Origin of the sequence: Massilia aurea, assembly GCF_040790145.1 — a bacterium.
Classification (GTDB): domain Bacteria; phylum Pseudomonadota; class Gammaproteobacteria; order Burkholderiales; family Burkholderiaceae_D; genus Telluria; species Telluria aurea_C.
On record NZ_JBFMMP010000017.1, the window covers coordinates 1 to 15,389 of the forward strand.

12 protein-coding genes are annotated in these 15,389 nt (G+C 64.2%); 2 read left to right on the forward strand and 10 right to left on the reverse strand.

Annotated elements, in window-relative coordinates; genetic code table 11:
* Positions 1-134 precede the first annotated feature (134 nt).
* The 8 genes from AB2N08_RS19125 to AB2N08_RS19160 all read right to left on the reverse strand — a co-directional run bounded on the left by AB2N08_RS19125 (position 135) and on the right by AB2N08_RS19160 (position 9,320).
* Positions 135-1,064 carry an electron transfer flavoprotein subunit alpha/FixB family protein gene (locus AB2N08_RS19125; protein ID WP_367612492.1) on the reverse strand — a complete coding sequence of 310 codons (930 nt, stop codon included), beginning with the start codon at positions 1,062-1,064 and terminating at the stop codon, positions 135-137.
* Between the two features lie 34 nt (positions 1,065-1,098).
* On the reverse strand, positions 1,099-1,848 hold the full coding sequence (locus tag AB2N08_RS19130) for an electron transfer flavoprotein subunit beta/FixA family protein (RefSeq protein ID WP_367612493.1): 750 nt from the start codon (positions 1,846-1,848) through the stop codon (positions 1,099-1,101).
* 220 nt (positions 1,849-2,068) lie between these two features.
* Complete coding sequence (locus tag AB2N08_RS19135; protein WP_367612570.1) at positions 2,069-2,296, reverse strand: sulfurtransferase TusA family protein; 228 nt, start codon at positions 2,294-2,296, stop codon at positions 2,069-2,071.
* Positions 2,297-2,608: 312 nt separating this feature from the next.
* Complete coding sequence (locus AB2N08_RS19140; protein WP_367612494.1) at positions 2,609-3,610, reverse strand: OmpA family protein; 1,002 nt, start codon at positions 3,608-3,610, stop codon at positions 2,609-2,611.
* Positions 3,611-3,723: 113 nt separating this feature from the next.
* On the reverse strand, positions 3,724-6,345 hold the full coding sequence (gene alaS, locus AB2N08_RS19145) for an alanine--tRNA ligase (RefSeq protein WP_367612495.1): 2,622 nt from the start codon (positions 6,343-6,345) through the stop codon (positions 3,724-3,726).
* Between the two features lie 112 nt (positions 6,346-6,457).
* Entirely contained in the window at positions 6,458-8,113 is a 1,656-nt protein-coding gene (locus tag AB2N08_RS19150) for a flagellinolysin (RefSeq protein WP_367612496.1), read from the reverse strand.
* A gap of 92 nt (positions 8,114-8,205) precedes the next feature.
* Positions 8,206-8,958, reverse strand: a complete 753-nt coding sequence (gene ugpQ, locus AB2N08_RS19155; RefSeq protein WP_367612571.1) for a glycerophosphodiester phosphodiesterase — start codon at positions 8,956-8,958, stop codon at positions 8,206-8,208.
* An 11-nt stretch (positions 8,959-8,969) separates the two neighbouring features.
* Complete coding sequence (locus AB2N08_RS19160; protein WP_367612497.1) at positions 8,970-9,320, reverse strand: DUF1294 domain-containing protein; 351 nt, start codon at positions 9,318-9,320, stop codon at positions 8,970-8,972.
* Between the two features lie 685 nt (positions 9,321-10,005).
* Between AB2N08_RS19160 and AB2N08_RS19165 the strand changes: the two genes are divergently transcribed.
* The gene (locus AB2N08_RS19165) at positions 10,006-10,434 is read left to right on the forward strand and encodes a DUF3597 domain-containing protein (protein ID WP_367612572.1); all 429 of its coding nucleotides are present in this window, start codon (positions 10,006-10,008) and stop codon (positions 10,432-10,434) included.
* Between the two features lie 61 nt (positions 10,435-10,495).
* Here AB2N08_RS19165 and AB2N08_RS19170 read toward each other — a convergent pair whose 3' ends face one another.
* Together AB2N08_RS19170 and trpS are read right to left on the reverse strand one after the other, a co-directional pair.
* Positions 10,496-11,545, reverse strand: coding sequence for a serine endopeptidase (locus AB2N08_RS19170; RefSeq protein WP_367612498.1), 1,050 nt, complete (start codon positions 11,543-11,545; stop codon positions 10,496-10,498).
* 125 nt (positions 11,546-11,670) lie between these two features.
* Entirely contained in the window at positions 11,671-12,714 is a 1,044-nt protein-coding gene (trpS, locus tag AB2N08_RS19175) for a tryptophan--tRNA ligase (RefSeq protein ID WP_367612499.1), read from the reverse strand.
* 300 nt (positions 12,715-13,014) lie between these two features.
* Here trpS and AB2N08_RS19180 point away from each other — a divergent pair, with 300 nt between their 5' ends.
* Positions 13,015-15,330, forward strand: coding sequence for a family 1 glycosylhydrolase (locus AB2N08_RS19180; protein ID WP_367612500.1), 2,316 nt, complete (start codon positions 13,015-13,017; stop codon positions 15,328-15,330).
* Positions 15,331-15,389 lie beyond the last annotated feature (59 nt).

Below are 15,389 nucleotides of genomic sequence, written 5' to 3' on the forward strand. Positions count from 1 at the left end.
AAATCAGGGATGTCTATTCTGATGCGACAGTCAACAAGATTATTCCGGACAGCAGTGCGCCTGCGCGGGAACGACGGTTTGTTATACGTTGGCAAAGGAAGCAGACGGATACGCATCGCTTCCCCGCCTGATGCCTAGCCCAGTTCCTTGACCAGCTCCGGCACTGCCTCGAACAGGTCGGCCACCAGACCATAGTCGGCCACCGAGAAGATCGGCGCTTCCGGGTCCTTGTTGATGGCGACGATGACTTTCGAGTCCTTCATGCCGGCCAGGTGCTGGATCGCGCCCGAGATGCCGACGGCGATGTACAGCGTTGGCGCGACGATCTTGCCGGTCTGGCCAACCTGCCAGTCGTTCGGCACGAAGCCGGCGTCGACGGCGGCGCGCGAGGCGCCCATGGCCGCGCCCAGCTTGTCGGCCAGCGGTTCCAGGATCTTGAAGTTGTCGGCAGAGCCGATGCCGCGACCACCCGAGACGATCACCTTGGCGGCGGTCAGCTCAGGACGGTCCGACTTGGCCAGCTCGCGACCGACAAAGCTCGACGTGCCGGCGTCTGCCACGGCAGCGATGGCTTCGATGGCAGCCGAGCCGCCAGCGGCGGCGGAGTCGAACGCCGTGCCGCGCACGGTGATGATTTTCACGCTGTCGCTCGACTGCACGGTGGCAATCGCGTTACCGGCGTAGATCGGGCGCTCGAACGTATCGGGCGAGTCGACCTTGGTGATTTCGGAGATCTGCGCGACGTCGAGCTTGGCAGCCACGCGCGGCAGGATGTTCTTGCCGTAGGCGGTGGCTGGCGCCAGGATGTGCGAGTAGCTGCCGGCGATCGCCAGGATCTGCTCGGCGACATTCTCGGCCAGGCCGTCGGCGAAGTGCGGCGCGTCGGCGACCAGCACTTTCGACACGCCTGCGATCTGCGCGGCGGCTTCGGCGGCGGCGCCGCAATTGGCCCCAGCGACGAGGATGTGCACGTCGCCACCGCACTGGGCGGCTGCGGTCACGGTGTGGTGGGTAGCGCCCTTCAGGGAGCCGTTGTCGTGTTCAGCAATGACTAATGCGACCATGTTGATTCCTATTCTTTAAGTGACGACAGACAGCTCAGATGACTTTGGCTTCAGTGCGCAGCTTCTGCACCAGCGTTGCGACATCGGGCACCTTGACGCCAGCCGAGCGCTTGGCCGGCTCGACGACTTTCAGGGTTTTCAGGCGCGGCGCCACATCCACGCCCAGGTCGTCCGGCTTGATCGTCTCGAGCGGCTTTTTCTTGGCCTTCATGATGTTCGGCAGCGTCACGTAGCGCGGCTCGTTCAGGCGCAGGTCGGTGGTGATGACCGCAGGCAGCTTGAGCGCCACGGTTTCCAGGCCGCCGTCGACTTCACGGGTCACGGTGACCTTGTCGTCGTCGAGCACCACTTTCGACGCGAACGTCGCTTGCGGCCAGCCCAGCAGCGCGGCGAGCATCTGGCCGGTCTGGTTCGAATCGTCGTCGATCGCCTGCTTGCCCAGGATGATCAGCTGTGGCTGCTCTTTGTCAGCCAGCGCCTTCATGATCTTGGCCACGCCCAGCGGCTCGGTGTCGCCTGCGGTCTCGACCAGGATCGCGCGGTCGGCGCCGATCGCCAGGCCGGTGCGCAGGGTTTCCTGGCACTGGGCCACGCCGATCGAGACCGCCACCACTTCGGTAACCTTGCCGCCTTCTTTCAGGCGGGTCGCCTCTTCCAGCGCGATTTCGTCGAACGGGTTCATCGACATCTTGACGTTGGCGATATCCACACCGCTGTTGTCGGACTTGACGCGAACCTTGACGTTGTAGTCGACCACGCGTTTGACGGGTACCAGGACTTTCATGGGGTGCCTTTTAAAATGAGATGGAGACAGACTAAAGTGGCTCAGATTATAAGAGAAATCGGGGCGACGGGCCAAATTAAAGCACGAGCGTGCGATTTTTTAGTAGAGGAAATCACCTAAAGTGCTCGTTCTGCCGTGGATTCGGGGGAGACAGACGGGGCGCACGCCCCGTCACAACATTGCGCGCTCTGTGTCGACAGGCGCAACAAGGTCGGTTGTATTACTTGCGACGCATCAGGAAAGTGAACTCGCCGTGCTCAAAGGTGTGGGCCAGCAGCGCATTGCCGGTTTGCTTGGCAAATGCCTGGAAGTCACGCACGGAGCCGGTGTCGGTGGCCACGATGCGCAGCACCTGGCCACTCTCCATTTCGGCGAGCGTCTTCTTCGCTTTCAGGATGGGCAACGGGCAATTGAGCCCCCGCGCATCCAGATCTCTCTGGAATTCCATGGTGTCGGTGTCGGTGTCGAAAATGATGTCGCTCATCGCATTCCTGATCAGTAGGATGGTGCTGGAACTCGAATACTACTCCAATTCAAGCAGTATGACGCACCGCACCAAAATAGTCACACATTGTTGCGAGACTGCAACCTGGTGTTAAATGCTTGACGAACTTACACCGGGTCTGTACTGGATGCTCACGAAAAAGCACTGCGGCGGTGCATCATGCCAACAAGATGTGGTCCAAAACGGCGCGCGCAATAGACGTTCCGGCAAGCTGGCGGAATAAAACGTCGCGGTGTTTGCGCTTGATGTCAGACCTTACTGCTCGACCAGTTCGACCCGCCGGTTCTGCTGGCGACCCGCCTCGGCACGGTTCGACGCCAGTGGCGCGTACGCCGCCACGCCCTTCGGACTGAGCCGGGCCGCATCGACCTTGTAGGTGCCGGCCAAGGCCCCGACAACCGATTCGGCGCGCCGTTGCGACAGCGCCAGGTTCTGGGCCACGGCGCCCTGATTGTCGGTATGGCCGACCACGAACACCTTGAGCTTCGGAGCTTGCTTGAGCATGGCGGCCATCTCGGCCAGCGCCGCCGCCGATTCGGGCTTGACGTCGGCCTTGCCGGTGTCGAAGTAGACGCCGTAGATCGCGATTTTGCCGTCCGTCGCGATGCCCTTGGCCATGTCGGCCGCGTTCAGGTTAGCGGCCACCTTGCCCCCTTCCATCGGCTGGCCTTCGACGATGTCGAGATACACACCGCCCAGCTTGCCCTTGACCGGATCGACAACGTACACGGCGACGGTGAGCGCGGACCCATCGGGCCGGGCACCCGATGCGAGCAGATAGCGGTTGTCATTGCGGCCGTAGTTGAAGGGCGAGTACGCCGCCTCGCCGCCTTCGATGAAGTTGTTGCCAACCCGCTGCTGCTGGAAGAAGTCGCCGAAATCCTCGCCGCAGGTTTCCTTGACGCAGGCGAACGTGCTCTTCATGCCGGCCTTTTCCAACGCCGCCTGGTAGTTGCGCAGGACTTCGAGCGACGAACGGTCCTGGGGATAGACATAGGCGATGCGGGTGTACTTGCCTTCGAGGCGCAGGGTTTTCTCGAAGCCCCACTTGCCTGCGATACGGGTGCGCTTGCCCGCCGGCAGCATGGCCTCGTCGAATTGCTTGACCTCGTAGCCGACCAGTTTCGCGCCCTCAAAGCGCGTGAGCAGCGGATGATCCTTGCCGCCCTTGACCGTGTCTTTCGCCGGCATCTGGGCCTGCGCCACCGATACCACCGTTGCCAGCAAACCCGTTACCAGAACCCGAAGTGTCAGCATGATCGCCTTGATGAAGGTTAACGTTCGTGCACGATTCTATGAGGACGATGCAAAGAAGGCAATAAAAAACGCCGCCAAAAAGTGGCGGCGTTTTTTAATTGGCAGAATGTTGCTTACGCGCGCTGACCCACCCAGCCAGCCACGCCGGCCAGCGCCGTCGGCAAGCCCGATGGATCGGTACCGCCGGCCTGCGCCATGTCCGGACGGCCGCCGCCTTTGCCGCCCACCTGCTGGGCCACGAAGTTGACCAGTTCGCCGGCCTTGACCTTGCCGGTGGCATCCTTGGTCACGCCCGCGATCAGGCTGACCTTGCCATCGAGCACACTGGCCAGCACGATGGCGGCAGTGCCCAGCTTGTCCTTGAGCTTGTCCATCGCTTCGCGCAGGGTCGCCACGTCGGCGCCTTCCATTGTTGCGGCCAGCACCTTGATGCCGTTCACGTCGATGGCTTGCGCGATCAGCTCGTCGCCCTGCCCCGAGGCCAGCTTCGACTTCAGCGCGGCGACTTCTTTCTCGAGCAGCTTGACTTGCTCTTGCACCTGGCCGATGCGGCTGGTGAGTTCGTCAGGATTGGTCTTGAGGGCGCCGGCCGCTTCGATCAGCTTGCGGTTGATCGATTGCACCAGTGCCAGCGCGCCTTCGCCCGTGACCGCCTCGATGCGGCGGATACCGGCCGCGACGCCGCCTTCCGACACGATCTTGAACAGACCGATGTCGCCGGTGCGGGTCACGTGGACGCCGCCGCACAGCTCTTTCGAGGTGCCGATATCGAGCACACGCACCGTATCGCCGTATTTCTCGCCGAACAGCGCCATGGCGCCGTGCTTGACCGCGTCATCGAACGTCATATTGTGCGATTGCGTGGCGTGGTTCTCGAGGATCTCGCGATTGACGATCGCCTCGACCTGCGTGATCTCGTCGAGCGTCAGCGCCTGCGGATGGCTGAAGTCGAAACGGGTCTTGTCCGGATCGACCAGCGAACCTTTTTGCTGGACGTGCGTGCCCAGCACTTCGCGCAGCGCCTTGTGCATCAGGTGCGTTGCCGAGTGGTTGCGGATCGTGCGGGCGCGCTTGGCCGTGTCCACCTGCGCGTCGACCGTCGCGCCAACCTTCAGGGTGCCTTCGCGCAGCACGCCGTGGTGACCGAACACGTCAGCCTGGATCTTGAGCGTGTCTTCGACCTCGAAACGGATCGCGCCGTCGCCACCAAGGTTGCCAATGAGACCCTGGTCGCCCACCTGGCCGCCCGATTCGGCGTAGAACGGCGTGGTGTCGAGCACCACGATACCGGCCTGGCCAGCCTTGAGCTCGTCGACCTTCACGCCATCGGCATACAGCGCCAGCACGTGCGTGTTGTGGGCCAGCGAATCGTAGCCGACGAATTTCGTTTTTTCGCCTGCGTAGTCGACGTTGGCGGCCATCTTGAACTTGCCGGCGGCGCGCGCGGTTTTCTTTTGCTGTTCCATCGCCGCGGTAAAGCCCGCTTCGTCGAGCGTGATGCCACGCTCGCGGCAAATATCGGCCGTCAGGTCGAGCGGGAAGCCGTAGGTGTCGTACAGCGTGAACGCCGTGCCGCCGTCGAGGTTCTTCGGATCCTTGGCCAGCTGGGCTTCGAGGATCTTCATGCCGTTTTCGAGCGTTTCGCCGAAACGTTCTTCTTCCGCCTTGAGCACTTGCGCCACGCGCTCTTTCGCGCTGCGCAGTTCCGGGTAGGCTTCACCCATCTCGGTGTCGAGGTCGGCGACCAGCTTGTAGAAGAATGGCTTGGTCTGGCCGAGCTTGTGGCCGTGACGCAGCGCGCGGCGCACGATGCGGCGCAGCACGTAGCCGTGGCCTTCGCTGCTCGGGATGATGCCGTCGACGATCATGAACGATGCGGCGCGGATGTGATCGGCGATGACCTTGAGCGAATTGTTCTCGAGGTCAGGGGCGGCGGTTTCGCGCGCGGCGGCCTTGATCAGATTCTGGAACAGGTCGATTTCGTAGTTGCTGTGTACGTTCTGCAGCACGGCGGCCAGGCGCTCCATGCCCATGCCGGTGTCGATCGACGGCTTTGGCAGAGGGGTCAGCGAACCGGACTCGTCGCGGTAGAACTGCATGAACACGAGGTTCCAGATTTCAATGAAGCGGTCGCCGTCTTCTTCGGCCGAGCCAGGAGGACCGCCCCAGATGTCGGCGCCGTGGTCGTAGAAGATCTCGGTGCACGGACCGCACGGGCCGGTGTCGGCCATCTGCCAGAAATTGTCCGACGCGTAGCGCGCGCCCTTGTTGTCGCCGATGCGGATGATGCGCTCTTTCGGCACGCCGATTTCGTTGGCCCAGATATCGTAGGCTTCGTCATCCTCGAAATAGACAGTGATGGTCAGCTTGTCGGCCGGCAGCAGATACACCTTGGTCAGCAGTTCCCAGGCGAGCTGGATCGCATCGCGCTTGAAATAGTCGCCGAAGCTGAAGTTGCCCAGCATTTCGAAGAACGTATGGTGACGCGCGGTGTAGCCGACGTTTTCCAGGTCGTTGTGCTTGCCGCCGGCGCGCACGCAGCGCTGCACGGACGTGGCGCGCGAGTACGGGCGCGAATCCAGGCCCAGGAAGACATCCTTGAACTGCACCATGCCACTATTGGTCAGCAGCATGGTCGGGTCGTTGCCCGGCACCAGCGGGCTGGAACGCACGATGGAATGGCCTTTGGATTCAAAGAACTTGAGGAACTTTTCGCGAATGTCGGAGGATTTCATGTCTGATCGGTGGGCGGAGTGAGGCAGCGTGCCAATAAAGGAACGATTATAGCCTAGCTCCCCCACGGAATATCGGTCGCACCGATATTGACACCTGCCGTGCGCGGCGCCGTCAGCGCAGCAGGTTCAGCACCGAGCGCGGCTGGCCGTTGGCCTGCGCCAGCATTGCCGACGCCGCCTGCTGCAGGATCTGCGAGCGCGTCAGCCGGGCCGTGTCGCTGGCGTAATCGGTGTCCTGGATGCGCGAGCGCGCCGCCTGCATGTTCTGCGCACCCGTCTCCAGCGTGCTGGCGGCCAGGTCGAGGCGGTTGCTCGACGCGCCGGTGCGCACGCGTTGCTCGTTCACGAACGCCAGCGCCCGGTCGATCGACAGCAGCGCCACGGTCGAGCGCGTCATGTCGAGATTGGCCAGGCCCAAGGCGCGCGCGTTCATCGACGAGAATTGCAGGTCGATCAGGTCGCCCGCATTATCGCCGGCCTGCACCTGCACGCGCCGCACGCCGGAAGCGCCGCCTTCGTCCGGATACAAGACCTTGAAGCCGGCCAGGCCGTCCGCCGCATTGTTCGTGCCGCTGGCTGGCACCACCGCACGGGCGTCACGCACGGCGCCGCCGTCGGCGTCGAAACCACCGATGGCGCCGGTATCGGCATTGGTCAAGTTCATTTTTGTATTGATAAATTGTTCGCCGTTGGCGCCGAAGTCGGCCAGGAACGCGGCGTTGCTGGTGTACACGCCTTTTGAGACGGCATCGAGCGCCTGGTCGAGATTGGCGGACTGGTTGTTGTTCAAATATTGCATGACGCCCTTGACGCCGCCCTCCACGCCCAGGTCTTTCATGCGGTCGTGCAGGTAACGGCTGGCGGCATACCCGCCTTCGTACGAGAAGCCCCCGCCGGCGATGGTGGCGACCACGCCCGCCATGCTGCCAGCGCCGGCCAGGCGTTCGTCGGCGCCATTGATCAGTTCGGCTGTGCCTTCGACGAACCATTGCGGCAGCGCGCCCATATTCATCGTGCGGCCCATCACGGCGTGCACCATTTCATGGGCGACGATGCGGTCGCTGTAGAGCGGCGCACTGCCGCCGTCCGGCGTGGCCGCGCTGCCGAAATCGGCCATGTCGAGGTTCAGGTGCAAGTTGCTCATCTTGCCGCCGGACGTGGTGCCGGACACCGAGGCGAGCACGTTGTAGGCGCCGTCCGTGGTGTCGAGGTTGACGGTCAGTGTCGCGCCGTCGCCCATCAGCCCGTAGTGCTGCTTGATCATGTCTTCGGCCGAACTGAGCCAGCCCCCTTGCAGGCCGTCAAGCACGGCGCGCCGTTTCTCATCGCCACCGATACTGACCGTGTCTTGCGAAAACACTTGCTCGCCGTTGAAGCGGGTATCGGCGCCAACCTGCGTGATGTGTTTCAGCAGTTCCTGCGCCTCTTTCTGGAGCGCGCCGCGATCGCCGTCCGTGTAGCTGCCATTGCCGGCCGCCACCGCCAGTTCGCGCAGGCGCTGCAGGGTGTCGGTGACGCTGGCCATGGCGCCGTCGGCCACCTGCAGCATCGAGGTAGCGTCGCTCAAACTGCGCATGGCCTGGCTCGCGCCGCGCAGGTTCGACGTCAGGCGTGTGGCGATCGCCTGGCCGGCCGCATCGTCGGCGGCGCGGTTGATGCGCATGCCGGAACCCAGGCGCTCGATGAGTTTGGCCTGTTCGGTGTCGTGCGTGCGCAGGCTGCGCTGCGTACTGAGCGATAGCGTGTTGGTGGTGATGGAAAGTGCCATGGCGGCAACCTTGTCCCGGTGATCGTCATTTCTTAACGTCAACCATCCAGCGGTTCTTGAGGCCTGTTTGTAAATATATTGCGTGCTTGGCGTCAGGCGAAATCGGGGCCGATCAGGTCGATGCGGTCGGTGCAGAAGGCATCCACGCCCCAGTTCAGCAATTCGCGCGCGCGGCCCGCATCGTTGACGGTGTAGCAGAACAGACTGTAACCCGCGTCTTTCACGGCGCGCGCCTGCGCCTGGCTCAGATGCAGGTGATTGGTATGGATGGCGCGCGCACCGAGTGCCGCCGCCCGCGCCTGCCAATCGGCGCCGAGCGCGCTGATCAGGCAGGCGCGCGGCACCGCCGGCGCCGCCGCACGCGCGGCCGCCAGCGCCACGTCGCTGAACGACGACAGCAGCGGCGCTGCGGCGGTGTCGCCGGATACGAGCGCGTCGGCAAACAGCGCGGCCGTCATCTGCGCCACGGTACGGCCGGTTTCCAGTTCGTAGCCGGGCGCCGGCTTGATCTCGATATTCATCCAGATGCCGTGGGCCTTGCACAAGCAGGCAAACGCGTCGAACAGCGGCACCGGCTCGCCCGCGAATGCGGGGGCGAACCAGCTGCCGGCGTCCATCGCGGCCAGTTCCGATGCATCGTGTTCAAACACGCTGCCGCTGCCCCGCACGGTGCGGCCCAGGCCGGGATCGTGCAGCACCACGGGGACGCCGTCGCGCGCCAGCATGACGTCGAACTCGATTGCCCGAAAGCCGGCTGCCATGCCGCAGCGCAGGCCGGCGACCGTGTTTTCGGGCGCGAGCGTGCCGCCGCCACGGTGCGCGAGGATGCGCGGCCAGGGCCACACAGGATTGTTCTTCACGACGCGGCCGGTTGCGCGAAGCGGTACGCGAGCCAGGCAAACATGCCCAGGTTCAGCGCCACCGTCGCTTGAAACTTCCACTGGAAAGAGTGCTTGCTGGTCTTGTGCCGCAGCCATTGCTGCGCCAGCACGGCGCCGGGCCAGCCGCCGATCAGCCCCAGCAGCAAAAGCGTCGCTTCGGGCGTGCGCCAGCTGCTGGCGCGGGCGGCCGACTTGTCCATCGCGTAGGCCACGAAGCAGGTCAGGCTGATGACGAGATAGGCGGCCCCGACGATCTGCGACATGCTCCAGGCCAGGCTGGCAAACAGGTACAGGACAAGGAAGACGACGAGCGCGAGATAGGGCATGCCGACAGCTTACCGCCCGCTGCGGGCACATGTCCACTTGGCAAATTGGCGCCGGACGCCCTGGGGGTTCGTCATCGAACAGAGCGCTCCCGCTCAACGGCCTACGCTGGTCGTCCATTCCCGGATTCACGGAGCAGGAGAGCATATGGCTTTTGATTTAGGAAATTTGTTGCAACAGTATCTCGGCGGTGCAGGCGCCGCCGACACCAATGGCAAGGCTGCCGCTGACTTCGACCAGGTGGCGCAAAACGCGCCCCGGGCCAGTGTCGCCCAGGGCATCGCCAGCGCACTGCGCTCGGACCAGACACCACCCTTCTCGCAGATGGTCAGCCAGCTGTTCGGCCAGAGCGACCCGAACCAGCGCGCCGGCATGCTCACCAGCTTGCTGGGTGGCGCCGGCGGCGGCGTGTTGTCGTCGGTTGCCGGCGGTGCACTGAGCAAGATATTTGGCAACAATGTGCCAACGCAAGTGACGCCCGAACAGGCGGCGCAGGTCTCACCTGAGCAAGTGCAAGAACTGGCTGAAAAAGCGCAACAACAGAATCCCGGCATTGTCGACCGTATGAGCGATTTCTATGCCGAGCATCCGACGCTGATCAAGGCTGCCGGGGGCGCCGCCCTGGCCGTTGCATTGGGCTATATGGCAAACAATATCCGAAAGCAATCACCAGAAAAGGAGGGTCCCGTGGGTATCCTGAGCAATATTTTCCATAAAATTTTCCCTGGCAAGAAAGATGCGGCACCGGCGGCAACGCCAGCGGCCGCACCTGCTGCACCGACTGCTGCCCCAACCGCAGCACCGGCGCCAGCAGCACCAGCGGCCAGCGCACCGGCACCGGCAGCGGCGCCGGCCCAGCCGGTCGACGTCGAGCAAATCCTCAACGGCATGCTCGCCTCGTCGGGCCAGCAACTGAACTGGCGCACGTCGATCGTCGACCTGCTCAAGTTGCTCGGCCTGGACAGCAGCCTGCAGTCGCGCAAGGAACTCGCTGCCGAACTGAACTACACCGGCGACACGAACGATTCGGCCAAGATGAATATCTGGCTGCACCGCCAGGTCATGAACAAGCTGGCGGCCAACGGCGGCAAGGTGCCAGCCGACCTGCGTGACTGATCCCGGTTAGCGTATTACCTGCAAAACCGCAACCGGCCCGGCCGGCTGCGGTTTTTTTTCATCAATCGGCCAGCGTGGTGTTAGCAGCCGTGCCGCAGGCGAAGCAGAAGCGCGCAAACGCATTCTTGCGCGTCGTACAGGCCGGACAACCGTTGAACAGGCAGATGCCGCAGTGCGGGCAGAAATCGTTCTTGCCATCCTTCAGGTCGACGGCCCGCTCGCAGCCCGGACACAGGCTTTTGGCAATCCGGGTCTGGGCCACGTCGTAGCGCATCCCCTGGCGCCGCTCGGCATCGGGCATCGCCTCGGCCAGTTTCTGGCGTGCCAGGTAGCCCTGCAGCCAGGCAATGGCATAGCGCCCGGCAACCACCGTCAGGATGATGCCGACGATGTAGCGCACGTAACCGCCATAACTCGGGAGGTGCGGCACCAGTTCAAAAAAGAACGTAAACAGCGCAAACAGGATGAAGCCCCAGGCGAATGGCCAGTCGGGCGTCTTGCGCTTGTGCTTGAACAGCCAGCCGGCCACGAGCAACAGCGGCAGGGTCAGCGCCAGCCGATACCCGAACACGCGCAGCTCGCGGGCATCGATCTCCTTCATCAACGCTTGCCGGGCCGGCGCTTCCAGCGCGCTCCAACGCAGGCTGGCGCGCTCTTGGGCCTGGGTTGCGTCCAGCAGTGCCTGCTGCTCGGCCTCGACTGCCGCCAGTGCCGTGCGTTCGACGCGCGCCAATTCATCGAGTGCTTCGGTGCGCCTGATCAGTTCAGGGTCCTGGTCGGGCCGCGCAGTCGCTTGCCGGGTTGCCAGCCAGTTGCTGAACGTCTCCTGCGCCGAGCTTGTGTTCGACTGCGCTACCCTATGCTTCTGGCTGGCTTGTTCAAGCCGGGATTGCGCCGCGTCGCGGGCCTTCTCCGCAGCATCCACCTCGGCGCGCGTCCTGGCCGCCTGTGCCGGATCCATGAACTGCTCGACCTCCAGTGGCGCTTCGACGTTGCGCAGGTTTTGTACGATCAGACCGCCCAGCCCGATCAAAAAGCCGGCAAACGCGAAAGCAACGAGCCACAGGGCGCCTTGCATCCATTTTTCAGTCAGGCGCAAGCCTTTGCTCATGAGAACCCCCGGGTAATTGGACAGGCGTGAAGCTTGCCATTCCCGGGATCGTCACGCTACTGGCAGAACCGATAGCGTCGCGCCGCGCTACCGGCGGCATTGTTTGACGCTACTCAAGGCGCACTTTAAAAGTAAGACAGGCCCAGCGCCTTCTTGACTTCATCGGTGGTCGCCGCCGCCACTTCGCGCGCCTTCATCGTGCCGTCCTTCAGCATCTGCATGACGTAGGCCGGGTCTTTCGCAAACTCTTCGCGGCGGGCGCGGATCGGCGCCAGCATCTCTTGCAGGATGCCTTCGAGGCGCTTCTTGACGATGCTGTCGCCCAGGCCGCCGCGCTGGTAATGCGCCTTCATCTCGGCCAGGCCGTCCTTGTCGGTATCGAACGCATCGAGGTATGTGAAGGCGACGTTGCCCTCGATATGGCCTGGATCGGACACCTTCAGGTGCAGCGGGTCGGTGTAGACATTCCGGACGGCGGCGCGGATCTCGTCGGCGCTGGCGCCCAGGTTGATCGTGTTACCGAGCGACTTGCTCATCTTGGCCTTGCCGTCGATACCCGGCAGGCGCCCCACTTCGGGCACGAAGGCCTTGGCTTCGACCAGGATGTCGCGCCCGACGATGCGGTTGAACTTGCGCACGATCTCGTTGCACTGCTCGATCATCGGGATCTGGTCTTCACCCACCGGCACCATATTGGCCTTGAAGGCGCTGATGTCGGCGGCCTGGCTGGCCGGGTAGGTCAGGAAGCCGGCCGGGATGTCGCGCTCGAAGCCGCGCAGGACGATTTCGGCCTTGACGGTCGGGTTGCGCTCGAGGCGCGCGACGGTGACCAGGTTCAGGTAATAGAACGTCAGTTCGGTCAGTTCGGGAATCTGCGACTGGATGAACACGGTGGTCTTGCCTGGGTCGATCCCGACAGCAAGGTAATCGAGCGCCACCTCCACCACGTTCCGGTGTACCTTACCCAAGTCATCCATATTGTCGGTCATGGCCTGCGAGTCGGCGAGCATCACGAACTGGCGGTATTGATGCTGGTAAGCGACGCGATCGCGCAGGCTGCCGACGAAGTGGCCCAGGTGCAGTGGGCCCGTCGGCCGGTCACCGGTAAGGATGATCGAATTTGCAGCAGGGGTCGTTGGAGCAGTCGTAGTAGTGGTAGGCAGTGTCATCGAGGTTCCTGGTTCTATGCCCCGATCGCTGCGTCACAAAGTGAACGCCGCCTGAATCGAGGCGGCTATGAAATGCACATCATTTCCCGTGGCCGCGCGCTATCAGCGGCGCCACCAGGAAACAAGAATTGGATGTGCTTTCGGAAAGATCATGGACCGCATGGTTGCAGGTTGACGCCGCCCTGTCAACCGCAACCCGATCCATGGCTCGGCAGCAGGGCTCTCCCATACACAGCACCGATGATCCAGAGCACTTCATGTCGACCAGCTAGTTGCAATAATATTAAGGAATAACAAGCCATGAACAAGAGCACGAACAGCCAGAACCATCCACTCGAACTTTGGGGCGGCCTCGAATGCACCGTCAATCGGGTGCAGGACGAGTACTTCAGCCAGCTCGACCGTAACGGCCACACCGACCGCCCCTGCGACATCGCCCGCTTCGCCGCACTTGGCATCCGCGCCATCCGCTATCCCATCTTGTGGGAACGCACGGCCCCGGACGGCCTCGAACACGCCAGCTGGCACTGGCCCGACGAACGCTTGAACGCCCTGCGCGATGCCGGCGTCACCCCGATCGCCGGCCTGGTGCATCACGGCAGCGGCCCGCGCCACACGAGCCTGGTCGACCCGGCCTTCGCGCAAGAACTTGCCGACTACGCCGGCGCCGTCGCCGTGCGCTATCCGTGGCTCGAGTACTACACCCCCGTCAATGAAATCTGCACCACGGCGCGCTTTGCCGGCCTGTATGGCGTGTGGTACCCGCACGGCCGCGACGACCGCACCTTCATTCAGGCATTGTTCAACCAGTGCCGCGCGACCGTGCTGGCGATGCGCGCGATCCGCGCCGTCAATCCCGATGCCAAACTGATCCAGACCGACGATCTCGGCAAGACCTACAGCACGCCCGAACTGAGCGAGATCGCCGACTTTTACAACGAGCGCCGCTGGCTGGGCTGGGATCTGCTATGCGGCAAGGTCGGTCCCGAGCATCCGCTCTGGCACTACCTGCTGCGGAGCAGCTTCGAGGCTGCCGAGATCCTCTGGTTCCGCGAAAATCCGTGCCCGCCCGACATCATCGGCTGCAATTACTACGTCACCAGCGAACGCTGGCTCGACCACCGCCCCGAGCGCTATCCGGCGCACCACCGCGGCATGGCCGATGGCATCCCATGCGCCGACGTCGAAGCCTCGCGCGTGCTGGCCACGCCCACGCCCGGCATCGCCCCGCTGCTGCTCGAGATCTGGGAACGTTACGGCATTCCGCTGGCAATCACCGAAGCGCATATCGACGCCAACCGCGAAGACCAGATGCGCTGGCTGCTTGAAATCTGGGAAGCGGCGCAGCAGTCGCGCGCCAACGGCGTCGACGTGCGCGCCGTCACGGTCTGGGCGCTGCTCGGTTCCTTCGACTGGAATTGCCTCGTCACCGCCAATCGCGGCTATTACGAACCGGGCCCGCTCGACGTGCGCTCGCCGCTGCCGCGCCCCACCGCGCTGGCGGCCATGATGACCGAACTGGCGGCCGGTACGCCGCTGTCGCATCCGGTGCTGCGCGCGCAGGGCTGGTGGCGCCGCCCGGGGCGCTTCGTGTGCCAGCCGGTCGCCACGCCCGACGCGCTCACGTCGATCGCCGCCGACGGCCACCGCCTGGTCGGCTCGAGCGCTGCGCCGATCCTGATCCTGGGCGCCACCGGCACGCTGGGCCGCGCCTTTGCCCGCATCTGCGAAAAGCGCAACCTGGCGCACCGCCTGCTGTCGCGCCAGGACATGGACATCGCCGACGCCGAGTCAGTCGAGCGCGCGCTGGCCCGCTACAAGCCGTGGGCGGTCATCAATACCTGCGGCTATGTGCGCGTGGACGACGCCGAGCGCGAACTCGAACGCTGCATGCGCGAAAACACGGTGGGCGCGGCCACGCTGGCCGCCGCCTGCGCGCAGCATGGCATCCACCTGACCACGTTCTCGAGCGACCTCGTGTTCGACGGCAGCAACGAGCGCCCGTATGTCGAGTCCGACCCGGTCGCGCCGCTGGGCGTGTACGGCCGCAGCAAGGCCGAGGCCGAGCGCGTCGTGCTGCTCAACCACCCGGGCGCGCTGGTCGTGCGAACGAGCGCCTTCTTCGGCCCGTGGGACGGGCACAACTTCGTCACGCAGGCACTGGCCGCGCTGGAACGGGGCGACTCGTTCGTGGCCGCCAGCGACCTGACGGTCTCGCCCACCTTCGTGCCCGACCTGGTGCATGCGTGCCTGGACCTGGCGGTGGACCGCGAAGCCGGTATCTGGCACCTGGCGAACCAGGGCGAACTGACCTGGGCCGATCTGGCGCGGCGCGCTGCCGACCTGGCCGGCATCGACGCGGGCCGGCTGGAAGCGCTGCCGGCCGAAGAGTTCGGCTTCACGGCGCCGCGCCCACGGTATTGCGCACTCACCAGCGAACGGGGCGCGCTGCTGCCGTCGCTGGACGACGCACTGCGCCGCTATGTCGACCTCCGCAATGCCGATCGCGATGAGCGGCGCGAGCTGGAGGCAGAAGCCGAACGGCGCCAGGACGTGGCCGGTGGGGACAGCCGGGTCGAGGCTGAGGACGTGGAAGCGGTGCAGTCGGGGGCGTAGTCATGTGAGGCCGCGGGTCGGCGTGCAGACTTGGGTTCCCGCCTCCGCGGGAACGACGG